This window comes from Nostoc sp. 'Peltigera membranacea cyanobiont' 232 (assembly GCF_002245985.1).
GTDB lineage: Bacteria > Cyanobacteriota > Cyanobacteriia > Cyanobacteriales > Nostocaceae > Nostoc.
Window position 1 is genome coordinate 25,286 of the sequence record NZ_NOLK01000001.1, and the last position, 24,699, is coordinate 49,984.

Annotated in this window: 13 protein-coding genes and 2 pseudogenes; 10 read left to right on the plus strand and 5 right to left on the minus strand. The window is 42.1% G+C overall.

Features of this window, described 5'->3' with window-relative positions; genetic code table 11:
* Positions 1–47: 47 nt before the first annotated feature.
* The 6 genes from CDG79_RS00125 (at position 48) to fabD (ending at position 7,946) form a co-directional block, all read left to right on the plus strand.
* A complete protein-coding gene (locus CDG79_RS00125) occupies positions 48–2,309 on the plus strand; it encodes a cation:proton antiporter domain-containing protein (protein WP_094339600.1) in 2,262 nt (753 codons plus the stop codon).
* Positions 2,310–2,517: 208 nt separating this feature from the next.
* A complete protein-coding gene (locus CDG79_RS00130) occupies positions 2,518–2,787 on the plus strand; it encodes a DUF3146 family protein (protein ID WP_372726526.1) in 270 nt (89 codons plus the stop codon).
* Positions 2,788–3,010: 223 nt separating this feature from the next.
* A complete protein-coding gene (locus CDG79_RS00135) occupies positions 3,011–4,492 on the plus strand; it encodes a leucyl aminopeptidase (protein WP_094339601.1) in 1,482 nt (493 codons plus the stop codon).
* A 307-nt stretch (positions 4,493–4,799) separates the two neighbouring features.
* On the plus strand, positions 4,800–5,822 hold the full coding sequence (plsX, locus tag CDG79_RS00140; RefSeq protein ID WP_094339602.1) for a phosphate acyltransferase PlsX: 1,023 nt from the start codon (positions 4,800–4,802) through the stop codon (positions 5,820–5,822).
* Positions 5,823–5,955: 133 nt separating this feature from the next.
* Entirely contained in the window at positions 5,956–6,948 is a 993-nt protein-coding gene (locus tag CDG79_RS00145) for a beta-ketoacyl-ACP synthase 3 (RefSeq protein WP_094339603.1), read from the plus strand.
* Between the two features lie 116 nt (positions 6,949–7,064).
* Positions 7,065–7,946, plus strand: a complete 882-nt coding sequence (gene fabD / locus CDG79_RS00150; RefSeq protein ID WP_094339604.1) for an ACP S-malonyltransferase — start codon at positions 7,065–7,067, stop codon at positions 7,944–7,946.
* A 5-nt stretch (positions 7,947–7,951) separates the two neighbouring features.
* Here fabD and CDG79_RS40600 read toward each other — a convergent pair whose 3' ends face one another.
* The 5 genes from CDG79_RS40600 to CDG79_RS00170 all read right to left on the minus strand — a co-directional run bounded on the left by CDG79_RS40600 (position 7,952) and on the right by CDG79_RS00170 (position 22,007).
* On the minus strand, positions 7,952–8,122 hold the full coding sequence (locus tag CDG79_RS40600) for an ATP-binding protein (RefSeq protein ID WP_189524836.1): 171 nt from the start codon (positions 8,120–8,122) through the stop codon (positions 7,952–7,954).
* A gap of 269 nt (positions 8,123–8,391) precedes the next feature.
* Positions 8,392–10,227: an ATP-binding protein gene (locus CDG79_RS00155; RefSeq protein WP_094339605.1), complete on the minus strand. Its 1,836-nt coding sequence runs from the start codon at positions 10,225–10,227 to the stop codon at positions 8,392–8,394.
* Positions 10,228–10,347: 120 nt separating this feature from the next.
* Complete coding sequence (locus CDG79_RS00160) at positions 10,348–10,662, minus strand: hypothetical protein (protein ID WP_143855383.1); 315 nt, start codon at positions 10,660–10,662, stop codon at positions 10,348–10,350.
* Positions 10,663–10,719: 57 nt separating this feature from the next.
* Complete coding sequence (locus CDG79_RS00165) at positions 10,720–16,569, minus strand: AAA family ATPase (RefSeq protein ID WP_094339607.1); 5,850 nt, start codon at positions 16,567–16,569, stop codon at positions 10,720–10,722.
* 77 nt (positions 16,570–16,646) lie between these two features.
* The gene (locus CDG79_RS00170; RefSeq protein WP_094339608.1) at positions 16,647–22,007 is read right to left on the minus strand and encodes a trifunctional serine/threonine-protein kinase/ATP-binding protein/sensor histidine kinase; all 5,361 of its coding nucleotides are present in this window, start codon (positions 22,005–22,007) and stop codon (positions 16,647–16,649) included.
* Between the two features lie 134 nt (positions 22,008–22,141).
* Between CDG79_RS00170 and CDG79_RS00175 the strand changes: the two genes are divergently transcribed.
* From CDG79_RS00175 to CDG79_RS00190, 4 genes and pseudogenes are all read left to right on the plus strand, one after another.
* On the plus strand, positions 22,142–22,780 hold the full coding sequence (locus CDG79_RS00175) for a lysophospholipid acyltransferase family protein (RefSeq protein WP_094339609.1): 639 nt from the start codon (positions 22,142–22,144) through the stop codon (positions 22,778–22,780).
* 279 nt (positions 22,781–23,059) lie between these two features.
* Positions 23,060–23,800: pseudogene (locus CDG79_RS00180) on the plus strand (AI-2E family transporter); the annotation flags it as partial.
* Between the two features lie 128 nt (positions 23,801–23,928).
* Positions 23,929–24,225 (plus strand): annotated as a pseudogene (locus tag CDG79_RS00185) (AI-2E family transporter); the annotation flags it as partial.
* Positions 24,226–24,302: 77 nt separating this feature from the next.
* Entirely contained in the window at positions 24,303–24,599 is a 297-nt protein-coding gene (locus CDG79_RS00190) for a DUF2288 domain-containing protein (protein ID WP_094339610.1), read from the plus strand.
* The last annotated feature ends 100 nt before the right edge of the window (positions 24,600–24,699 follow it).

Below are 24,699 nucleotides of genomic sequence, written 5' to 3' on the forward strand. Positions count from 1 at the left end.
TTGAACAGCCTCTTTAAAAATTTCTAATCCAAGCTTTGGACGCTTATATGCAAAACCTGTCCCTAATGTTAGTGCCTGTACTCGCTGCACAGAAAGTAGCAGGTGACGGTTTAATTAAACCTCTCGGTCATCATGAGTTGCTGTTGGTGCTGGTGCAACTGTCACTATTGCTTCTGGTAGCGCGGGGATTAGGTGAGTTGATGCGGCGGATTAACCTCCCACCTGTCGTTGGGGAATTACTGGCGGGTGTGTTGCTGGGCCCTTCTCTATTTGGTTTACTCCTTCCAGATTTACAGGCGCTGATTTTTCCCAAAAGTCAAGAACAGTCTAATTTACTTTCGGTGATTTCTTGGTTAGGAGTGTTATTTTTGCTGATTGTAACTGGCTTGGAGACGGATCTCAAGCTGATTCTTCGTAAGGGTAAAACGGCTCTGCTGATTTCACTCGGCGGAATTATTGTTCCGTTTATCACCGGATTTGGACTGGGCTGGCTATTGCCAGATAGTTTTTTAGCCGACCCAGAAAAGCGACTGGTATTCAGTTTATTTATTGCCACAGCAATGAGTATTTCGGCAGTACCAGTGATTGCTAAAGTGCTGATGGACTTAAACCTGATTCGCCGTGACATTGGTCAAGTTACCTTAGCGGCTGGGATGACTGACGACACCATTGGCTGGATTTTACTTTCTGTGGTTTCAGGTCTAGCTAGTAGCGGCAAGTTTGACTTTGGGACAATTTTCCACTCCGTAAGTGCAGCTATATTGTTTTTAGCGATCGCTTTCACAATTGGGCGTACCATCGTAGACCAGATTTTGCGGTGGGTTGATGACTGTGTTGGCGGTATCTCCGCTAGTATATCGGCTGTACTAATTCTTTCGCTCTCGGCAGCAGCACTTACCCACGCATTAGGTTTAGAAGCAGCATTAGGTGCTTTTGTGCTGGGAATTCTAGCTGGTCAATCTCGCCGCTTTAGCAATGAAGCTGGACACATGCTAGAAGTCTTCACAGCAGCCTTTCTAGCACCAATTTTCTTTGCTTCAGCTGGCTTGAAAGTTAATCTACTAACTTTGTTAGTCCCTCAAACGCTGCTATTTGGCTTGATTGTTCTTGTTGTTGCCTGTGTTGGCAAATTTATAGGTGCTTACATTGGTTCTCGCGTCGGCGGCTTGAGTCATTGGGAAGGTTTAGCGATGGGTTCGGGGATGAATGCTCGCGGGGCGATGGAAATTGTCGTTGCTACCATTGGTTTATCCTTGGGAGTGCTGAATCCCCAGATGTACTCAATTATTGTGATGGTGGCGATCGTCACTTCCCTAATGGCTCCACCCCTTTTGCGCTGGTCTTTGTCGAACGTGGTGATGAGTGAAGAAGAAGCTCAACGTTTGGAACAAGAAGAGCAGGATAGCCGCAGCTTTATCAAACAGATCCAACGTGTCTTAATACCTACTAGCGGTGGCCCCAACATCCAACTCGCAGCGCAACTAGTGGGCTACATGGCTCACCAAAACTCGATAGAAGTGACATCTCTATATGCCCTAAGTGATAAGCAACCTCAAAGCAAAGCTCGCCGGACGGCAACCCAAGTTAAAGATACCGCCGCCGAGGAAGCTCTGGCTTCTGTTGCTGAGGAAATGCAGCTACCTGCTGATACAACTCTGCAAACAAAAACGGAGTCTGGGCGTAGTAAAGCAGAAGTAATTCTGAATGAAGCAAGCAAAAACTATGACTTGATCGTATTGGGAGCTTCTGAACAGATGCGCCCTCAGAAAAAATTGTTCAATTTGCTTGTAGATCGGGTAGTACAAGAAGCGCCATGTGCAACGATGGTAGTAAAGTCGCATCTACCCCAACCCAAAGGCGAGATATGCAAAATTGCTCAACAAAAGCTGACAAAGATTCTAGTGCCAACGGTAGGAACAGAATATAGCAAAAACGCTGTAGAGATGGCAAGTACGATCGCTGCTCAGACAGGAGCATTAGTAATGATCGTAAACGTAATTAATTTGCCACAGGTTGAGTATATTCTTTACGAGCAGCGATCGCTAGCTCCAGCAAAGGAAATCGCTCGCGATTTGCTCGAACAGCAAGCAGCAATTGGCCGCAATCTGGATGCTGATGTTAAAACCTATATTCTTCAAGGAAACAGCCCAGAAAAGGAAATTCTCAAGTTTGCCCAAGCCGAAAAAGTCGATCTAATTATTTTAGGGAGTAATATCCGAATGGTTACGGGTCGCGTTTTCTTCGGTCACAGAGTGGATGTAATTCTAAGTAAAGCCCATTGCCCAGTAGCGGTAATTACTGCGCCATAATCGTTCTCAGCTTAGATACATTTTAAGAAAATACATTCTTAGCACATCAGCTTACTACTGGCACACTTGCCATTCTGGCTTCTGACTCTTGAGTTCTTCTAGCTCAACTACAAATACTCATTTTGTCAGTTTGTCTATTTAAGCTATGTTTGGTAAATAAAATAAGAAGCCTACACAAACGGCTACTATTCTACACTTGATATAAAGCATTGTGAGTGCTAAAAGACGACTGCCAGAAACCATTGCCCATGTCAGAATCACCCGCCAATCCTGGCAACACGGCTTCCTTGAGGGTGAAGTGAGTGCAGGTGAGTTTGAGTGGCATTTCCAGTGGCATTTTCGCCGAGGAGAACTTGCCGTCAAGCCTTCCCAAGGCCGCGCTTTAATCAAAGAACCCCTTGGTCGATTTTTGGAGCAACAAGATTATCAGCTAGAGCCTGGAGGAGATTATGCTTTTACTATTCGGGCGGAACTCTAGAAATTATGAGTTATGAGTTAGGAGTTGTAAAGATATTAATTCCTAACTCACGCCTAATGTGAATTAGAAAAAAAGGCAACAGAAGTAAGAAGATGAAAGTTACCAGCTTTTCAACTCAGACTTCCTCCATGATTAGTATGGACAATTCCCAATTCTCCTCATCCTGAAACAATAATTTTGAGCAATACTGGTACAGGAAGGAATATTTACACAAAATCCCAAAATGACAATTCAACCTAGTGACAAGCCTTTGCTAGAGTGGGCAGGCGATAGTTTGGCAATTGGATTATTTGAAGATGCAGTCGAGTTAACTGGAGAACTGGCAACTTTAGATCAAAAGTTTTCCGGGGTATTAAAAGAACTGATTGCAGAAGAAGAATTTAAAGGTAAAGCCAACACTACAATCTTCACCCGTGTAAATGCTGGTAGCCCAGTGCGGAAATTGATTGTAGTAGGTTTAGGTAAACCAGATGCACTAAAACTAGATACTCTGCGACGCGCTGCTGCTGCTGTAGCTAGGGTAGGAAAAAAGCAAAAAAGCAAAATTCTGGGATTTAGTTTTCCATTATGGAATAACGATCCAGCGGCCAGTGCCCAAGCGATCGCAGAAGGTGTGGAATTAGCACTTTACCAAGATATTCGCTTTAAATCAGAACCAGAAGAGAAAGGATCGCAAATAGAAAGCGTAGATTTACTAGGTTTCGGTGGACAAGAAGCCGCCATTGCCCGCGCCAATCAAATCGTTTCTGGGGTAAATTTGGCACGGCAGTTAGTAGCAGCACCAGCCAACGCAGTCACACCAATTACTTTGGCAGAAACTGCTCAAGCGATCGCAAAGGAGTACGGTTTACAAGTAAAAATTCTAGAAAAAGAAGACTGTGAAAAGTTGGGTATGGGTGCTTTTTTGGGAGTATCGCAAGGTTCCGAGTTGCCACCTAAATTCATTCACCTGACTTACAAACCAGAAGGTACACCGAAAAAGAAACTAGCAATTATTGGTAAAGGTGTAACCTTCGATTCCGGCGGACTCAATATTAAAGGTGCTGGTAGTGGCATCGAAACCATGAAAATGGATATGGGTGGCGCAGCTGCTACCTTGGGCGCGGCAAAAGCAATTGCTCAAATTAAGCCAGATGTTGAAGTTCACTTTATCTCGGCGGTAGCAGAAAACATGATTAGCGGTCACGCCATGCACCCTGGAGATATTCTCACAGCATCAAACGGCAAAACAATCGAAGTGAACAACACCGACGCTGAAGGACGTTTAACCTTAGCAGATGCCTTGGTTTATGCCGACAAATTAGGGTTGGATGCGATCGTGGATTTAGCTACCCTAACCGGTGCTAATGTCATTGCTTTGGGTGAAGATATTGCTGGTTTGTACACTCCCGATGATGGTGTAGCTTCCCAAATCGAGAAAGCTGCCCAAACTTCAGGGGAAAAGATTTGGCGGATGCCAATGGAAGAAAAATATTTTGAAGGGCTAAAGTCTGGCATCGCGGACATGAAAAATACAGGGCCGCGTCCAGGTGGTGCTATTACTGCTGCACTTTTCCTGAAACAATTCGTCAAAGAGACACCTTGGGCCCATATAGATATTGCTGGCCCCGTGTGGACAGATAAAGAAAATGGCTACAACAGCGCAGGGGCAACCGGCTACGGCGTTCGGACACTAGTTAGCTGGGTTTTGGAGATTGGGGAGTAGGGATTAGGGGCTGGGTATTGGGTACTGGGTATTGGGGACTGGGTATTGGGGACTAGTCTTACTAGGAAGACTAGAAGGTTTCTTCACCATGCCCATTACCTAATCCCCAGTCCCCAGTCCCCATTACCCCTTATCCCCAGAGGGGGCCCCACCTTCCCCAATGCCCAATACCCAAATTCGTGCTATCTTGAGCTTGCCAGTAAAAATTGTTGCAATAGTAACAGAAATAATTTGGCAGTCAGAAAGTTAAGCTTTTTCGGGCTTTGCCATCTGGTAAAATTTATAAGGTTTCTAAAAGCTCTGAGCAATGGGATCGACTCGCGTACGGATCGCAATTGACGCAATGGGAGGGGATCACGCACCCGGTGAAATCGTTGCTGGCGCACTGCGAGCAAAGGAAGAATTGGGTGTAGATATATTACTAGTTGGTGATCCCCAACAAATAGAAGCTGCCTTCCCGCCAAAAACGAATCTAGGGCAGATAGAGATCGTGACTGCTGAAGAAGCGATCGCAATGGATGAAGAGCCTTTAAATGCAGTAAGACGCAAACGCAAGGCTTCTATTAATGTGGCGATGGATTTAGTCAAGCACCAAAAAGCAGATGCGGTATTTTCTGCAGGTCACTCTGGGGCAGCTATGGCATCAGCTTTGCTCCGCTTAGGACGATTGCCGGGAATTGACCGTCCAGCAATCGGGACTGTTTTTCCAACAATTGTTGCTGGCAAACCTGTGTTAGTCCTTGATGTCGGCGCAAATGTAGATTGCCGTCCGAAGTTTTTAGAGCAGTTTGCCGTCATGGGTTCGGCTTACAGTCAATATGTCTTAGGTACAACCGAACCGAAAGTGGGTTTGTTGAATATCGGTGAAGAAGACTCCAAGGGCAATGATGCAGCCGTCCGCGCCCACCAACTACTCCGCGAAAATTCTCAAATTAATTTTATTGGCAATGCCGAAGGGCGTGATGTGCTTTCGGGTCACTTTGATGTTATTGTCTGCGATGGCTTCGTGGGCAATGTACTATTGAAATTTGCCGAAGCCGTTGGAGAAGTAATTCTGCAAATTCTGCGGGAAGAATTACCCCAAGGATTGCATGGTCAAATTGGTTCAGCAATTTTAAAACCAAATCTGAAGCGAGTTAAGCAACGGATGGATCATGCAGAACACGGCGGTGCTTTGCTGTTAGGCGTGGCAGGAGTTTGTTTTATCGGTCACGGTAGCTCACAAGCACCTTCAATTTTTAATGCAATTCGCATGGCCAAAGAAGCTGTTGACAACCAGGTGCTACAACGAATTCAGTCCCAATATATCCTAGAGCGCGAGAGCGGTTAGTCATTAGTCATTAGTCATTAGTCATTGGTCATTTGGAAAGGACAAAGGACAACTGACACAGGACAACTGACACAGGACAAATGACAAAGGACAACTGACAAAGGACAAAAGCTGATAGCTTGGGAGATTAGGAGTGCAAAACTTAGGCGTAGCAATTACCGGAAGTGGCTCGGCAGTACCCGCAACTTCCTTACACAATGAGACATTGACTGAACTAGTTGAAACATCAGACGAGTGGATTGCAACGAGAACGGGAATTCGTCAACGACGATTAGCCACACCATCTGAGTCCCTAAGTGGACTCGCTACTGCCGCCAGCATTCAGGCGATCGCAGCTTCAGGAATTAGACCAGAAGACCTAGACCTAATTCTGCTAGCGACTTCCACCCCTGACGATTTGTTTGGTAGTGCTTGTAAAGTCCAGGCGCAATTAGGAGCCACCAACGCAGTAGCCTTTGACTTGACAGCAGCCTGCTCTGGCTTTGTGTTTGGTCTAGTTACAGCAGCCCAGTACATTAGAACAGGTGTTTATAAAAACGTCCTGTTGATCGGGGCAGATATCCTCTCTCGCTGGGTGGATTGGGAAGATCGGCGCACTTGTGTATTATTCGGCGATGGTGCAGGGGCAGTAGTATTGCAGGCTAACAAAAGCGATCGCTTATTAGGATTTGCCCTTAAAAGTGATGGCACTCAGAATCATCACCTCAACCTTGCTTATACAGGCGCTTCCCAAGAATTGCTCCCCGGTGTAAATATTACTAAAGGCACTTATCAACCTATTACTATGAACGGCAAAGAAGTCTATCGCTTTGCTGTGCAAAAAGTGCCAGAAATTATTGATAAAGCCTTATTTCAAGCTAACCTGAGCGTTGACCAAATAGATTGGCTAGTCTTACATCAAGCTAATCAGCGCATTATCGATGCCGTTGCCCAACGCCTGAATGTCCCAGAACATAAAGTTATAAGTAATCTCGCTCAGTATGGTAATACCTCAGCTGCTTCCATTCCCTTAGCTTTGGATGAAGCAGTACGACAAGGTAAAATTAAACCCAATGACATCATTGCTACATCCGGTTTTGGTGCCGGTCTTACCTGGGGTGCGGCAATTTTTCAATGGGGAAGATAAATATTTTGTCCTTTGTCATTTGTCATTTGTCCTTTTTTAATGACCAATGACCAATGACCACTGACCACTGACCACTGACTAATGACTAATGACTAATGACTAATGACTAATGACTAATGACTAAAACTGCATGGGTGTTTCCCGGACAAGGTTCTCAAGCATTGGGAATGGGAATAGATTTATTAGATATACCATCCGCTAAAGACAAATTTGCCCAAGCCGAGGAAGTTTTGGGCTGGTCTGTAACCGAAATCTGTCAAAACGAAGAAGCAAAGTTATCACAGACGCTATACACTCAGCCAATTCTTTATGTGGTAGAAAGCATTCTTGCCGATCTTCTTCGAGAACGAGGACACCAACCAGATTTAGTTGCTGGCCACAGTTTGGGAGAATATTCTGCCCTTTATGTAGCGGGTGTCTTTGAGTGGTCGGCTGGTTTATATCTAGTAAAGCGTCGTGCAGAACTCATGGATAATGCCGTCGGTGGCATGATGGCGGCTTTGATGAATTTTGACCGCGAACAGTTGGAAAAAGTCATTGCCGAAACCCCTGATGTAGTACTAGCAAATGATAATAGTTCGGCTCAGGTGGTAATTTCAGGCACGACTGAGGCTGTGCAAGCAGTGATGACTCAAGTGAAATCCAAGCGTGCTATTCCTTTAAAAGTTTCTGGAGCATTTCACTCACATTTAATCGCACCTGCGGCTGCCCAATTCCAGGACATTTTAGAATCTGTGGAATTTCAGCCAGCTACTGTACCAGTGTTATCTAATGTCGAACCAATTCCATCTATTGATGCCGAGATTTTAAAGGAACGTTTAAACAAACAAATGACTGGTTCTGTAAGATGGCGAGAAATTTCTCTGCAATTACCAGCCAACGGTATCCAGCGAGTAATAGAAATTGGCCCTGGCAAAGTTTTAACTGGCTTGATTAAACGTAGTAGTCCTGACTTAATATTAGAAAATATCCAAAGTGCTGCTAATTTACCTGTTTAATTTTTTTATAAATTTATTTCAATAAAAAATTCTGTATCCTCACCCAGAACTGAGTTAAAACTCAATTTGCCTGGATGGGTTTCTTCGACAATTTGACGAGCGATCGCTAGTCCTAAAGCCGTACCTTTACCAACTGCTTTAGGAGTATATAAATGGTCGAATATATGGGTTTTCACTTGGTTTCGTTATCTACCCTGAGGTTGTGCGATCGCTCACCTGAGCTTATCATTGCGAACGCGAACAGCGCCTCGTAGAGAGGAGGAACGACGAACGCAAGTGCGTGTCGCAGACAAGCAATCGCATAAACTACGAGATTATGCGATTACTTCGTTCCGCTATCGCTGCACTCGTAATGACAATTTTATTGTGTCTAAAAAGCTTAAATCTAATTACCGCGAATAAAAGACTTACTTTAGAAACACTTCCTACAAACGCGAAGCAATCATCAAATTATGAAATTAGCTTTTATTGGTAGGGTGACGACAAATTCTGTACCCTTTCCTAGTGTGGAATTACAATGAAGTTTACCTTGATGTAGTTCAGTCACAATTTGATAGCTAATAGTTAAACCTAATCCAGATCCTTTACCCACATCCTTAGTTGTGAAAAAGGGATCGAATAACCTTTTGAGAACTGTATCTGTAATTCCAAGACCATTATCCGTGATGGAAATCACGATTTCCATCACGGATAAGCTAGTCTGAATCCAAATTGTGTTGGGATGGGAAGTAACTTCTGTAGGCAGGTGCTGCTGATTTGCATCTTCTAAGGCATCAATCGCATTAGATAAAATATTCATAAATACCTGATTGAGTTGTCCTGGATAGCAGATCGCTGGAGGCAAATTACCATAGTTTTTTATCACTTCTATTGCTGGACGCTGTGGTTGCTCTTTCAGACGATGCTGCAAAATTAATAAAGTACTATCAATGCCTTCATGAATATCAACCGCCTTAAATTCAGCTTCATCTAAACGGGAGAAATTGCGGAGCGATCGCACAATTTCCCGAATGCGATTAGTGCCAATTTTCATCGAAGACAGCATCTTAGGTAAATCATCTCGAATAAATTCTAGATCCAACTCTTTAGCCTCAGCTTGAATTTCAGCCACTGGATTGGGATAGTGAGACTGATACAGTTGGATAAATTTCAATAAATCTTGGGCGTAATTTTCTATATGGGTTAGGTTGCCGTGAATGAAGTTAACAGGATTATTAATCTCATGTGCCACACCTGCCACCAATTGCCCCAAGGCTGACATTTTTTCACTTTGGATCATCTGGGTTTGAGTCCGACGCAGTTCTTCAAGTGTTTTTTGTAACGTTGTTGTCCGCTCCTCAACCCGTAGCTCTAACGCATTATTTACCTGTTCTAATTGAATGAAAGAAGTCTTTAACTGACTTGCCATGCTGTTGAAAGAACTGGCCAGTCCTCCCAATTCATCCTGTCGTGTGGTATCGAGAGCGATCGCAAAGTCACCGTCAGCAAGCTGGTTACTAGCTGCGGTTAATTGCTGGAGGGGTCTAGCGATTTGTTGGTGCAACACCGACAAGAGCAACAACACTTCAACCAGCAGCGCCACTGCACCAGAAATTAAAATAAACTGAGCCATATCCCATGCTTCCCCCGATAACAGTGATTTCGGATAGACTGTGACAAAATACCAATCTGGGCCTTGTAAGCGAGTCACTGCTAAGTATTCACGGTCTTGGCTATTTTCCAGGACGTGGGTTTTTGGTTGAGCGTTTGTCACTAGCTGAAAAATGCGGTTGAGATGAGGATCGTTGATTGTATCGATTTTTAATTGACCTTGAGCTTGTTGAATTTGGGCAGTCCGGTCGGGATGGACAATTAAACGACCATCTGAGCGAAAAATTAGATTGTAAGTACCCGGTAATTGATCCTGGATTGTATGCTCCATCAAATCGGTTAAGACCACATCATGTCCTACAACGCCCAGGAAGCGATCGCCCTCATAGACAGGTACACTTGCCGAAATCATCCAGACTTTAACACTGAGATCGAGATAAACACCTGTCCACTTCGTCGATCGAGACGGGTTATGCTGAGGATCGGCAATATAAAAAAATTCCTCTTTCGGCATATAGAAATCAGGCGGTGTCTCCAACAAGATCGGCACACCTTTCCAATAGGTTGTCGTTGCATTTTCTCGTCTCACGAAATAAGTATCAACAAACTGATTAGACCAAGCAGATCCGTAGGCACTAATCAGCGTATTAGCAGTTAGTAATTGCTGCTTTAGTTCTTTAGTAATTTGCACATTTTGACCAATGAACGAGCCGGCATATCGAGTAGAATCAAAGTCTTTGCGCGGTCGATTTTGGGGAAAATTGCGTTTAGTACCATCGTTCCACGAAAAATATTGCCGCTCAAATTCAGCCTAGAAATCATTAGGGGGTTGCTTGAATTCTTGCAAAAGGCGATCGCGCAGCAAAGTGAGGTTATCCTGTGCGAGTTTAAAGATGCTGCTTTCATACTGTCCTCGGGCGCTGATGTACTTTTCTAGCTGGACTTGAGTCTGGGCTTCTAAGCGGGACATGACATGGATATAGCTCACCCCAGCAGAGACGAGTACCACTACTGTTACTCGCAATGCCATATTTATTAGTGTTTTGTAGGTAAGTGAGGTAGGGCGATTCTTAACGAAACGGACATACCACTGTTTCTGAAGGGTTTGTCTAAATTGGGTAAGCATGGAGTCACAGAGATTAGTGTTTAGGCTGAATATTTCCAGAAAGTTCGCGTGGATATGCTAAATCGGTAGCTGGATTGCAAATTCAGTACCTTCGCCTGGTTTAGAATCTACCTCGATTGCTCCTCCATGTTTCTCTGTGACAATTTGACGCGCGATCGCCAACCCTAATCCCGTACCTTTCCCTACAGCTTTTGTCGTAAATAAGTGGTCAAAAATCTTTTGTTTCACTTCTTCATTCATTCCCTTGCCATTATCAGCAATAGAAATTTTCACGCCTTGATTTTCCAGGGAGGTTTTAATTGTAATTCGGTTAGGATTAGACTTAATCTCATCAAAACTCAGCCCAGTATTTGACTCTTCTAGGGCATCAATAGCATTGGCAAGAATATTCATAAATACCTGATTTAATTGCCCCGGAAAGCATTCTATTTTGGGCAATTTTCCATATTCGCTTATAACTTCAATTGCTGGGCGTAGTTCGTTTTCTTTAAGGCGATGTTTAAGAATTAAAATTGTACTTTCGATACCTTCGTGGATATTAAATGCAACTTTGTAATCTTTGTCACCACGGGAAAAAGTTCTTAAACTAGTGCTGATATTTTTGAGGCGATCGCACGCCATCACCATTGAATCAATAATTTTTGGTAAGTCTTCTAAGGTATAATTTAAGTCTATTTCTTCAGCATGAGCGATAATTTGTTCGCCAGGATTTGGGAGACTTAACTGATATAGTTTTAAGTGTTCAACAATATCAGCAATGCTGGGTTTACTTTGTTTGAGACTAGCAGAAATAAAGCCCAAAGGATTATTCATTTCATGCGCTACCCCAGCAACTAAATTACCCAATGCAGACATTTTCTCACTTTGAATAATTTTTAATTGTGCTTGTTGTAAATCTTCTAAGGCTATTCCGAGTGCTTGAGATTTTCCTGTTACCACTGCTTCAGCTTGTTTGCGATCGCTAATATTAATAGTTGTCCCAACTACGCGATAAACTTTGCCCGTCTCATCTTTTAATGGATTGAGTGTGGTTAACCACCAAATTTTCTGGTCATTAAATGTTAGACATTCTTCATAGGTGACGGGTATTCCGGTTTGGAAACAATGCAGATATTTTTGCTCGACTGCTGCACCTTCATCAGAACCGATTACTTCTTGCGGAGTTTTACCCAGCACTTGGGAAGCCGAGATACCAACCGCTAATTCGCACGATTTACTCCATCCTGTGTACTCATACCTACCATTATCCCGGATATCAGTTACAAAGATAAGACAGCCGACACCTTCGTAAATACTACTGAGGAACTTTCCTCGCTCCTGGAGATGATTATATAATTGGGCATTTTCCAAAGAAATCGCCGCTTGAGTGCAGAGGAGATTTAAAACAGAAAGGCGATCGCTAGTAAATACTCCTTGAGTCAGTTGATTTTCTAGGTAAACAATCCCCACCAAATGCCCTTGATTAATAATCGGGGTACATAACACACTCTGGGGTTGTGAGGAGTGCATATATTCCCCAATTACCCCAGGAATATCTGTTTGACAATTGTCTATAACAACTGTTTGCTTGGTATTTTTGACGTAATGGATAATATTTACAGGAATATCTTGACAGTTGTCTAGTAATTGCGATTTTAGGATAGTTTGTATTTCCTCATCCTCAATAAAGGTAATTGCTCGTACTTGCCAAGTATCATCTTGGGGAAGAATTAGTGCAGATTTTTTCGCGCCAGAGTTTTCTAAAATAATGCGGTTGAGGTTAGTAATGAGTTGATTTAATTCTAGAGAACTGGAAAGAGCTTGAGCCGCTTTGAGAACTGAGGTAAAATCTAGAGCATCGGAAATACTGGTGCTACCAGCGCTAGAAGTGGGAGTGGAAGAAGAAGTTCTACGAAAAGCAATAGTTTCTGAAGGGTTGAGATTGATTCCTTGCTGTTGCAGAATGGGTTGCAGTAGCTGAGGATAGCGTTTTTCTAAATCTTCCACTTTGGCTTTTGCACCCCAGTGAGCGTAACAGTAATATGCTTGCTGCATATATACTTGAGCAACTTTTTCTTTGCCCCAGTCTAGGTAAAATTTGGCTGCTAGCTCGTTGCTAATGGCTTCTTCTTGGATGTAACCGTTTTCTTTGGCGAGGGAGATGGCGCGATCGTAATGTTCAAGTGCTTCTGCTTTATTGCCCAACACTCGTTGTTTTTCAGCCTCAATTAAATGCCATTTATGCAGATAATTCATGGGCGCGTTTTGTGCCGATTGATGCACAATACTTTGATGAGTGACCACAACAGTAAGCATTTCGGCTTGCTGCAATTCTGACTGGTTGAGAATAAGTGACAAGTGCGTTAGTGCGGCATAAAAATGGAAAATGGGAATAAAAACCAATCCCGATACTGCCGTCAAATAGGACTTCACTTGGGTGATGTAGTCGAGGCCAGCGCGATCGTTGCCAAAGTAGTAGGCAAGCATCAGTTTGTAGATGTAGGCAATGGCAATAGGCGTGAGATCGTTATCCTGTCGGTGCTTCGGCAGCATTAATGTTTCATTGTAGGCAATGCCAATTAAGCAATCTGGTTGGCTCACCGTTTCCCTCAAATGCTGCACCACTTGCCCCGTTATGTTCAAATGAATATGCGCCGAATCTTGTTTCATCTGAGTTAGGGCACTATTGTAAGCAGCCAATTCGGATGCCAAAATGTTTAGGTCTACACCTGCGAAAAGCGAACTATTCATGGAAGCTACTATGTTGTAGCCAGCGTTGAGAAAATCGCCTGTTTCCACGCCAGCTATGTAGCCATCTTTGAGCATCGGTATCGCTGCTCTTAGTGCTTCCTGGCGATGTTGGATGAAAGCCCCAAACAGGTTGAGAGTGAATGACTTTCTTGTTTGATCGTTCAATTGTTCCAGCAGCGAGAGGGCTAATTTACCAAACTCATAGCCTGTTTCAACTTCGCCGTAAAATGCACATAGCACCATTCCATGAATCGCATATCCGACCATTGAGATGGGTGCATTCCCAAACTGGAGTGATAGCTTCACCATCGTTGCCCCTAAGAGGGGCAGTAACCCCGGCATTCCTTGGATCGCTGGTGGAAACAAGATTCCTAATAGTTGCATTGCGGCTTGGGCGGTGCGATCGCTCATGGTGGGTAAATTAACTAAGGCAGACAGATCGTTGCCGCTTTGAAGGCTTGCAATATCTTGTAGAACTTTGGCGACTTGAGCTTCATCGGTTGCATTCGGGAGATCCACTCCTAATTGACTCAGTGCTTCTCTTCCCACAGCGATCGCTTTTAACATTTGGCTGCGAGCCGTTTGTACCGTGATTTGAATTTCGTAAATTTTCACTTTGTCGAAAATTGTCTGCGCCTGCTGCAATACCAAGGCTGCTAGCTGTTCCATCCCTTCAAAGTCACCATTCAAATAGGCAACTTCCACAGCTGCAACATACAGATTCAAAGTCAATTCATACCGATCTTGCCAGCAGTTTGTCTCAAGTAGCTTAATTCCCGTTTGTAAATAAACCCTCGCGGCTGCGTAAGCTGTAGAGTTTCTCGCCTTCACTCCCGCTTGCAAATTCAGTTTAGCTAATGCAAGGCGATCGCTTGATTGAGTAATTAACTCTTGCCCTAAATTTAAATGCCCAACAATATCAAACAGTTTTTCCTCTTGTTGTATTTGAGAGGAATTTTGTAGAAGTAATTCGCCAATTTTGAGATGAGTTGCTTGTTTTTGACGATGGGGGATTAGAGAATAGGCAGCTTGTTGCACTCTATCATGTAAAAATGTATACTTAGCTAATTTTTTATTGGTATTTTCATTTGACAGCGCCCATTTATCCCAATCTTCTCCCTGATAAAACTTATAAATATCACTAATAGGTAAAATCAACCCTTCTTGCAAAGATTTCCATAAATTAGCAGCCGTTTCAATTTCTGATTGTTCTGAAACAATCGCCAAAGTTGCTAAATCAAATTGATTGCCAATACAAGCAGCCAATTGCAACAAATATTGAGTTGATTGAGGCAAATTTCGCAATTGAAATGCCATGAAATGAACAACATTATCTGTAATTGCTTGCTGATTTATTTGCGTCAGATCGCATTGCCAATTTCCCGTAGTTTTCCCTTGAGAAGGGAAGGTTGGAGGGATGAATTTAATGAACCCATCTTGATGTAATGCCTTAAGAAACTGGATAGCAAAAAACGGATTGCCTTCAGTCTTTTGAGATATCAGTAGAGAAATAGGTAATGCCGAACTTTCTCCACATTTAAGTGTGTTAGCCACTAATTGATTCACTTGGACTTGACTTAGCGGCGCTAAAGTAATCGTATTAATAATGGCTTGTGTTTTTTGGATATCATTCAAAGCCAAGATTAGCGGATGTGTTGGGTTGATTTCGTTATCACGATAAGCACCAATTAAAAAGAGATAACCTGTATCAGCCATCAATAACTGCATTAACATCAGTGATGCCGAATCAGCCCATTGCAAGTCATCTAAAAACATCACTAATGGATGCGCCTCAGTAGCAAAGACTTGGGTAAACTTTTGAAATAATAAATTAAATCGATTTCGTGCCGCAGTTCCTGATAATTCTGTAGTAGGTGGTTGTTGACCAATAATTCTTTCTAATTCGGGGATGACTTCTATAATTACTTGTCCATTATCACCGACAGCCTCTAAAATTTTGGTTTTAAATTGCTGGATCTGAGTATCGCTTTCTGTTAATAATTGTGCCATTAAATCCCGGAATGCTTGCACAAATGCCGAGAAGGGAATATTTCGCTGAAATTGGTCATATTTGCCTTTGATAAAATAACCGCGTTGCCGAACAATAGGTTTATGAACTTCGTTCACCACCGCAGTTTTACCAATACCTGAAAAACCAGCTACCAGCATTATTTCAGTTGCACCAAGACTAACTCTTTCAAATGCTTGAAGTAGGGTTGATACTTCGGTTCCTCGTCCATAAAGTTTATCGGGAATAATAAAGCGATCGCACACATCCCTTTGGGCAATTTTAAAGTTCTCAATCTTACCAGTTTCTTGAAGTTGAGTTAAACAATTTTCTAAATCAAATTTAATTCCTAATGCATTTTGATAGCGGTCTTCAGGATTTTTAGCCATTAATTTGCTGACAAGATCGCAAAGAACTTGGGGAATCTCTCTTTTCTTTCCCCCTTTCCCCATTTCCCTTAAATTGGGTGCTGCTTTAGCAATATGACAATGCACTAACTCCATCACATCATTTGATTGAAAGGGTAACTCTCCTGTAAGTAATTCATAGAAAGTTATACCCAAAGAATAGAAGTCAGTGCGGTAATCAATCCCGCGATTCATTCTTCCTGTTTGTTCAGGAGAAATATAACTAAGTGTCCCTTGTAACATATTAGGACTGATGAGTGTTTGAGTTTCTCGTGGTAGGAGGGATGCAATACTAAAGTCAATTAATTTAACTTGTTTGGTTTCTGGATTAATTAAAATATTCGCGGGTTTAATATCTTTATGAATAATGCAATCGCGGTAGAGTATATCTAAGGTGTTGCAAAGTGCGATCGCTATCTGTAAAAACTCTTCTAGAGACGCGATATATCGCGTCTGGTCAGCAGCAAAATAATCTTTGAGAGAAATCCCCCCAAAGTCTTCCATCACCAAGACATAGCCATTTTGATCCGGTTGGAGGCTATAGGTTTGGATAATTAAGGGTGAGTTAAGATTTTTGGCAATGGTGTATTGATTGCGAAACTGCAAGAGTTCGCTAAAACTGGGATATGGATTTTTCAGCAGTTTAATCACTACGGGTAATGAGTCAGCTTCTCGATACCCTCGATAAACTAAGGTTCTAGAACCGTTGTAGAGTTCTTCACCGATCCGATATCCGGGAATACTGACAATAGTGTGAAGCATACTACTAAATCTTTAAGACTTTCAGATTTAGTATTCCCAGATACCTGAATTCTTTTACCAAAAAGAGCCAAAAATAATTATACCGGAATTTCAATTACAAATTCTGTACCCTGACCCAGAACTGAGTTAAAGCTCAATTTTCCGCCGTGAGTTTCTTCAACTATTTGCCGAGCGATCGCTAATCCTAATCCCGTCCCTATTCCGACAGCTTTCGTAGTAAATAAATGGTCAAAAATCTTTTGTTTTATTTCTTCGTTCATTCCCTTACCATTATCCATAATGGCAATTTTTACGCTTTTATTTTCTACCGATGTTTGAATTGTAATTCGGTTAGGATTGGTTTTAATTTTCTCAAAACTGCGTCCCTGATTAGATTCATCCAAGGCATCAATAGCATTAGCCAAAATATTCATAAATACCTGATTTAGTTGCCCAGGAAAGCATTCTACGGGAGGTAAATTACCATAGTTGGTGACAACTTCAATGGCTGGACGAGTCTCCGAAGCCTTGAGGCGATGGCGTAAAATCAAGATGGTGCTATCAATCCCTTCGTGGAGGTTGAAGGTTTGTTTTTGGTCGCTATCGGCACGCGAAAAAGTACGAAGACTCTTGCTAATAGACTTGATGCGATCGCCACCATCTTTCATGGCTCTGATTAACTTGGGTAAATCATCTCGTAAATATTCCAGGTCGATTGTCTCTAATTCCTCTTCAATCTCAGTCCCAGGTTGGGGGAATTTATCGTTGTAGAGGTCAATCAACCCAAATAGGTCATTGATGGAATTTTGGACAGCATCAACATTGCCAATAATACAGCCAACGGGATTGTTGATTTCGTGCGCTACCCCAGCGACTAAGTTACCTAGCGCCGACATTTTTTCACTTTGGACAATTTTTAACTGGGCTTGTTGCAGGTTGGCAAGGGTCTGCTGGACTTGATTGTAAAGTCGGGCATTTTCTAGAGAAATCGCCACTTGGGTGCAGAGAAAGTCGAGAATAATGATGCGATCGCTGGTAAACACACCACTGGTTAAGCGATTCTTGAGATACAAAATACCAACCAAATGTCCTTGATTGAGAATCGGTAAACACAGCACACTTTTCGGCTGCTGTAGTCTCAAATAATCCTCAATTACGGGTAAATCGGTTTCTAAATCGTCAATCACCACGACTTCGTGAGTGTTTTTGACATATTGAATCAGTTTGACAGGGAGATTGGGGTTGTTTTCCAGGGGTTCGGAGTACAGTTCAGTGGCGCTGGGTGTGGCGATCGCCCGCACTTCCCAAACTTCATTCTCATTGGGTAAGATTAACGCACAGCGATCGCCACCCGAATTTTGCAGAATAATTTGGGTAAGTTGGTGGAGCAGATCCTCTAACTGAATCACCCGCGAAAGTGCTTGGGAGGCTTTAAGAATGGCAGCAAAATCGAGGGTTGTATTGATGCTGGAACTGCTAGAACTTTTGCGGGTGTTGGAGTGAAGTGAATAGGCGCGAGATGCGAGCGTGGTTAGTGTGCTTAACATTGTCTCCGAGGGATCGGACTGCTGCAAAATCGGGCAAAGCAATGAGGGATAACGAGTTTCTAAATCATCAGTTTTGGCTTTAGCTCCCCAACGGCAATAGCAGTAATAAGCTTCCTGCATATAGCTGGCGGCGACTTTCTCTTTACCCCAGTCAAGATAGAATTTAGCTGCTAGTTCGTTAGCTAAGGCTTCTTCTTGGATATATTCGTTGGCTTTGGCTCCAGATATGGCGCGATCGTAGTGTTCGATCGTTTCCTTGTAATCTCCCAGAACTCGGCAAATTTCAGCTTTGACGAGATGAAATTTGTGAATAATATTCATTGGGGCATGATTAGCCCAGACTTGCAATTGATTTTGATTCTCCTCGACTTGATTGAGATATAGCGAGCGTTGTGCTGGTTCTAATGTTTGGGCAAGTCCTAATAATGCCAGCGAGAAATAAAAGTTATGAACTGTGGTATAGATTTTACCAGTTACAAAGCCAATGTAAGTCTTCGCTTTGTTTGCATTCTCAATGGCTTTCGCGTAATTACCTTTGAAGTAGTAAAGTTTACATTTGGCAAAGTAAGCAGCAAACAAAACTATATTTTGTTGCTTCTCTTTCAAGTACTGAAATGTATCTTCCTCATTGAAATTTTCAAGACTAATCAGTACATCTCCATCAGAGAAATCTTTTAGGTTTAATCCTATTTGTTGCCAAATTGCAATTTCATTATGTACATGCTCAATGTTGCGGCTGAGATTTTTATATTTTTTGTATATCTCATCGACATCATCAAGAAATGCACCTGTTAGAAAATAATAAATGCAGTAATCTTTCAAGCCGTACAGGGCATATTCTACATCCCCAGTGTCTAATCCGCTTTGAACGGACTCTAGCAAACCATCAATGGTTGCGGAAACTGGCTCTTTCCAGGCACATACATGTGCATAGAAGAGTTGATATACCTTACTTTTCAGGAAATGAGCATTGTATTTCTCAAGGATTTTGAGCGAAAGCTGACCAAATTTGTAACCCAATTCAATATTACCCATAAACCCACAGAGTAAGACACCATACAAACCGTAGCCAAAGGCCGCAATCGGTGAATTACCATGCTGATTGCATAGTTTGAGCATGGTAAGGGTTACTGGCAACATTAATTCGGGTTGGGTGGTATAGGCAGCAGGACAGACCGCAACTAGAATTTCCATTCCTTTGAGCTTTGCGGGATCGCTCATCTCCGGTAAGTTCAATAGTTGATCAAAATCAACATTGGTAAGAGGTTCGTATTCTAATTTAATGCCTAATAGGTTTATGGCAACTAAGGCTACATCGATTGCTATCTGAGGTTCTCCACAGACAATATTCATTCGCATCTTTAGCTCGTAGGCTGCACATCGATCGACTAAGTTATCCGTTTCATCAAGAATTGTTTCAATTAAATGAGATGCTGATTCAAAATGGCCTGAAATAGTTTCAGCTTCTGCTCTTTGTAGAAACAATTCCAGTGATAGCTGATACTGCTTCTTCCAAAAATCTGTAGCTAATAAATCAATACCAGTAGCAAAGTAGTTAGAGGCAGCTTCATAAGCAGTAGAGTTTCTTGCTTTATTTCCTGCGGTCAAATTTAATTGTGCAAGTTCTTCACGTTTCGAGGGATTAACAATGAATGAACTACCGATATTAAGATGGCCAACAATTTCAAAAAGCTGCTGTTCTTGATCTGCCTGTGAGAGATTCTCTAGGAACAAGTTTCCAATAAGATGATGAGTAAACTGTTTCCGATCGTTAGGAATGAGAGAATAGGCCGCTTGCTGGACGCGATCGTGGAGGAACTTATAATTTAGGCTGACCTGCTGTGTGTTTTGGGTGGTATCCAGTTCGCCCACATAGAACTTATAAACTTCACTTTGGGGGAGGATTAGTCCTTCCTGTAAGGCTTTCCAGAGGGCAACGGCGGCATCAGATTCAGATTGTTCGGAAACGATCGCCAAAGTCTTCAAATCAAACTGTGCGCCAATACAAGCGGCTAATTTGAGAATATCTTGGGTATAATTCGGCAGTTTTTGTAACTGTGATGCCATAAATTCCACGACATCATCGGACATAGCAACAGTGCGAATCTTTGCCAGATCGCACTGCCAATGTCCCACGTTGAGATCAAACTGAATCAATCCATCTTGATACAATGCTTTAAGAAACTGGGTAGCAAAAAAGGGATTGCCTTTTGTTTTCAGGGCAATCAGTTCTGTCAAGGATTGAGCGGTTAAGATATTGCAGTTGAGGGTGTGAGCGACTAGCTGGTTTAAGCTCCCCTGACTGAGGGGACGTAAGGTAATGGTATTGATGGTGGCGTTAGCTTTGGCTACAGCATCTAAGGTCAACATTAAGGGATGCGCCGATGAAACTTCATTATCTCGGTAAGCCCCGATCGTTAATAAATAGAGACTTTCAGACTCATTCATCAAAAGCTGCATCAAGTTGAGTGATGCAGAATCAGCCCACTGTAAATCATCCAAAAACATCACTAAGGGATGTTCTTTTGTTGTGAAGACTTGAATAAATTTTTGGAACAGTAAATTAAATCTATTTTGTGCTGCCGTTCCTGATAATTCTGTAGCAGGTGGTTGCTTGCCAACGATCCATTCTAATTCGGGAATCACTTCAATAATTACTTGCCCATTGTCACCTAGAGCCTGAATAATCTGAGTTTTCCAGATGTGTAATTCGCGATCGCTTTCACTGAGCAACTGCCCCATTAAATCGCGGAAGGCTTGCACAAAAGCAGAGAAGGGAATATTGCGATTGAATTGGTCATATTTCCCTTTAATAAAATAACCGCGTTGCCGTACAATTGGTTTATGCACTTCGTTGACAACCGCAGTTTTCCCAATCCCCGAAAAACCAGCCACCAACATCATTTCTGTTGCGCCAAGGCTAACTCTTTCAAATGCTTGGAGTAGGGTTTCTACTTCGGCTCCTCTTCCATAAAGTTTATCTGGGATAATGAAGCGATCGCACACATCCCGTTGGGCAATTTTAAAGCTTTCAATCGAACCCGTTTCTTGGAGTTGAGTTAAACAATTTTCTAAATCAAATTTAATTCCTAATGCACTTTGATAGCGATCTTCAGCATTTTTAGCCATCAATTTCATCACAATCTCTGAAATCACCTCGGGAATCTCTTCTCTGTTCCCTGCTCCCTGTTCCCTGTTCCCCAATACCGCAGGTATTTTCGCAATATGACAATGTACCAACTCCATTGGATCGTTTGACTGGAACGGTAAAACTCCAGTGAGTAATTCGTAAAAAGTGACACCCAAAGAATAGAAGTCAGTGCGGTAATCAATCCCCCGATTCATTCTGCCAGTTTGTTCTGGAGAAATATAAGCAAGTGTCCCTTCTAATACATTGGGATTTATCAGTGTTTGAGTTTCCCTTGGCAATAAAGATGCAATACTAAAGTCAATTAATTTAACTTGTTTGGTTTCGGGATTAATTAAAATATTGGCGGGTTTGATGTCTTTATGAATAATCCGCTCCCGGTAGAGTATATCTAAGGTATTGCATAGTGCGATCGCTAGAACTAAAAAATCATATAGAGATGCGATATATTGCGTCTGGTCATGGGTGAAATATTTTTTTAGAGAAATCCCTCCAAAGTCTTCCATCACCAGTGCATAGCCATTTTGATAGGGTTCTAGGCTATAGGTTTGGATGATTAGAGGTGAGTTAAGATTTTTGGCAATGGTGTACTGATTGCGAAACTGTACCAGTTCAGTGAAACTCGGATAAGGATTCTTCAGCAGTTTAATGACTACAGGTTTTTGGTCAGCTTCTCGATACCCTCGATAAACTAGGGTTCGAGAACCATTGTATAATTCTTCACTAACGTGATATCCGGGAATAGTAACTAAAGTACTAACCATGCTGCTAAATGCTAAAGATTTCCAAATTTAGTATTCCCAGATAGGTAAAGCAATTCATTTCTACAGCTTTCTGACATTTGATCTGAGACTGGCGATCGCGTATGCTAAATTCAGTTTGATTTGCATTATCTTCTGTGGACAAAAACCGCGAACCGTTTATCAGTCTGGCACTTTACCACGCCTTTAAATGGTCAGTCGTCAGCCCCATACTTCACTCTTACTTTCGGGGCCAGATTTATGGTGCGGAAAATGTCCCCAAATCAGGGCCGCTAGTGGTAGTGAGTAATCACGCTAGTTACTTTGACCCGCCCATTGTCTCTAATTGTGTACGTCGTCCAGTGGCGTATATGGCGAAAGAAGAGTTATTTAATATCCCCGTTTTGGCGCAAGCGATTAAATTGTACGGTGCTTACCCGGTGAGTCGAGGAAATGCCGATCGCAATGCCATCCGTTCCGCTTTAGAATATCTCAATACAGGTTGGGCTGTTGGTGTTTTTTTAGAAGGTACTCGCACCCCAGATGGTCGAATTACAGACCCCAAAAGAGGCGCATTGTTACTGGCGGCGAAAGCAAAAGCCCCAATATTACCGGTAAGTGTCTGGGGTACTGAGAAGATTTTACAAAAAGGCTCATCCCGGCCTCGTGCAGTTCCCATAACCGTGAGAATTGGTAACTTGATTGATGCTCCCAGTTCCACTAATAAAGAAGAATTGGAAGGGTTGACACAAAAGTGTGCCACGGTAATTAACGAGATGCATGATTTAGGAAGATGAGTTAGACACGCTCAGATCCAGCAGTTTACAAGTAAATAAGGGATAAAATGCAGCACTATGAATCGGGTATAAATAGTTTCTAGCTCCTGCTTCCTACCTCCAAACCAGTAACCTTGTACTTCATACAAAAGAAAACTGCTGTATATGCTTTAGGGAGGTAGCGATCGCCTTTGAGTCTCTGTATGTTTAAGCTCAACCCGCTCTAGCAATAAAGTCAGACTTTCTGCTTAAATGCAAATGCTAGGCAAATATACCGTCAATTTCACCTTAAACAGCATTATGAGCGGCTTTGAAGCCAAGAATTTTTGGGAGCGATTAAACAATCTGGCGCTAGTCCGCTTTTTGCTTTTAGTTGCTTCTGGCTGGGCAATTGTAGAGCTTTTAGCTTACTTTGAAGCGGTCATTGTGATTTTTACATTTGCGGCAATTTTCGCTTTTTTACTCAGCTATCCTGTACAAGGGCTGCGGCGTTTTTTGCCCCACAATTTAGCAGTTGGTGTCGTATTTTTGCTCAGTATTGTGATTATAGGCGGTTTGATAATTACTGTGAGCTTAACAGTTTTATCTCAAGGACAACAATTAATTAATAGTATCACTGCCTTTTTAAATTCTTTAGTACCTTTATTAGAAGGACTAGAAGCATTTTTACGGGGGCGTAATTTACAGATAGATTTAAGTTTTATTGAAGAACAATTGCGGAATCAAGCTGTATCAACTCTTGTGACTAGTTTGGCTATTTTACAAGGGTTTATGACCAATTTTGTCACTTTTGTATTGATTGCCGTTGTGGCTTTCTTCATGCTATTAGATGGAGATAAATTGTGGAATTTTATTTTAAAAATAGTACCAAAACAACGTCGCAATAAATTTACAAGGATAATCAGACGGTCTTTCTTAGGATTTTTTAGAGGTCAGCTATTATTAAGTGCATTTCTTACTATTTCAACCTTCTTGGTTTTCTTCATATTAAAAGTACCTTTTGCTTTGATATTATCAAGAATAGTCGGAGTCGTTGATATTAGGTAACTCCAAAAAATAAATTATTCAATTTGTCTACTCAACTAGACTTCTTTCTTCCTTGTCTCCCTTGTCTCCCTTGTCCCCCTTGTCCCTCTGCGACGGAATATTTTTTTACTTGGAAATCCCTTATTCCTGGTATAGGAGCGACATTAGGAGTAAGCACAGTAACTCTGTTTGTCTTATCTCAAGGTGTTTGGTTAGCAGTGAAAGTATTGATAGCCTGTATTGTTCTCCAGCAGATACAAGACAATTTGATTGCGCCCCGAATTATGCAAGGTGCGCTGAATCTTAATCCTGTGGTAATATTTTTTGCTTTGCTAGTAGGCGCTAGAGTAGCAGGATTATTAGGTGTTTTTATATCTATTCCCATCGCTGGAGTAATTGTGTCTTTATTTGAAATTGATGAAATGAAATCTGAAGTTTAGTCATTTGTCATTTGTCAGGAACCGAGAACTAGTGAATAATGTAAAAATAGCCATCTACAAATAAACATTGGGAAGTAATGTCGGATTTAAGAGCGGAATTAACAGAAATTTTGGATGAGGCAGAGTGGGAGTGGCTAATTCCTCATGTACAACGAGATGCAGTAATTTTAGTGACACCGGAGTTAAATTTGGTGGATGTTGGAGTAGCGATCGCCAGTGATGATATTCCATCAGTGGAGCAGTGGATTGATGAGCAATTAATTACCAAACCCACGACAGTACAAGTGGGAGAATGGAATCTTGAGCGCAGTAAACGATTTAATACTCTCATCGTTCAGCCTTACGTTTTGGTGAAGGAAATAGTTGCTGCTTAAATTAGTTTCTGTATTGTTTTCGATGATACTTGATGTTGGCGTAGTTTCTAACGAAAGATAACTTGGTGTGCCAGTTATTACCACGCACTAACTGACTGAT

What these genes read in the sequence shown, in the direction of transcription:
- CDG79_RS00125 (WP_094339600.1), top strand. Translation starts at nt 48, where the DNA reads ATGCAAAACCTGTCCCTAATGTTAGTGCCTGTACTCGCTGCACAGAAA.
- CDG79_RS00135 (WP_094339601.1), top strand. Translation starts at nt 3,011, where the DNA reads ATGACAATTCAACCTAGTGACAAGCCTTTGCTAGAGTGGGCAGGCGAT.
- plsX (WP_094339602.1), top strand. Translation starts at nt 4,800, where the DNA reads ATGGGATCGACTCGCGTACGGATCGCAATTGACGCAATGGGAGGGGAT.
- fabD (WP_094339604.1), top strand. Translation starts at nt 7,065, where the DNA reads ATGACTAAAACTGCATGGGTGTTTCCCGGACAAGGTTCTCAAGCATTG.
- CDG79_RS00160 (WP_143855383.1), bottom strand. Translation starts at nt 10,662, where the DNA reads ATGCTTACCCAATTTAGACAAACCCTTCAGAAACAGTGGTATGTCCGT.
- CDG79_RS00165 (WP_094339607.1), bottom strand. Translation starts at nt 16,569, where the DNA reads ATGCTTCACACTATTGTCAGTATTCCCGGATATCGGATCGGTGAAGAA.
- CDG79_RS00170 (WP_094339608.1), bottom strand. Translation starts at nt 22,007, where the DNA reads ATGGTTAGTACTTTAGTTACTATTCCCGGATATCACGTTAGTGAAGAA.
- CDG79_RS00190 (WP_094339610.1), top strand. Translation starts at nt 24,303, where the DNA reads ATGTCGGATTTAAGAGCGGAATTAACAGAAATTTTGGATGAGGCAGAG.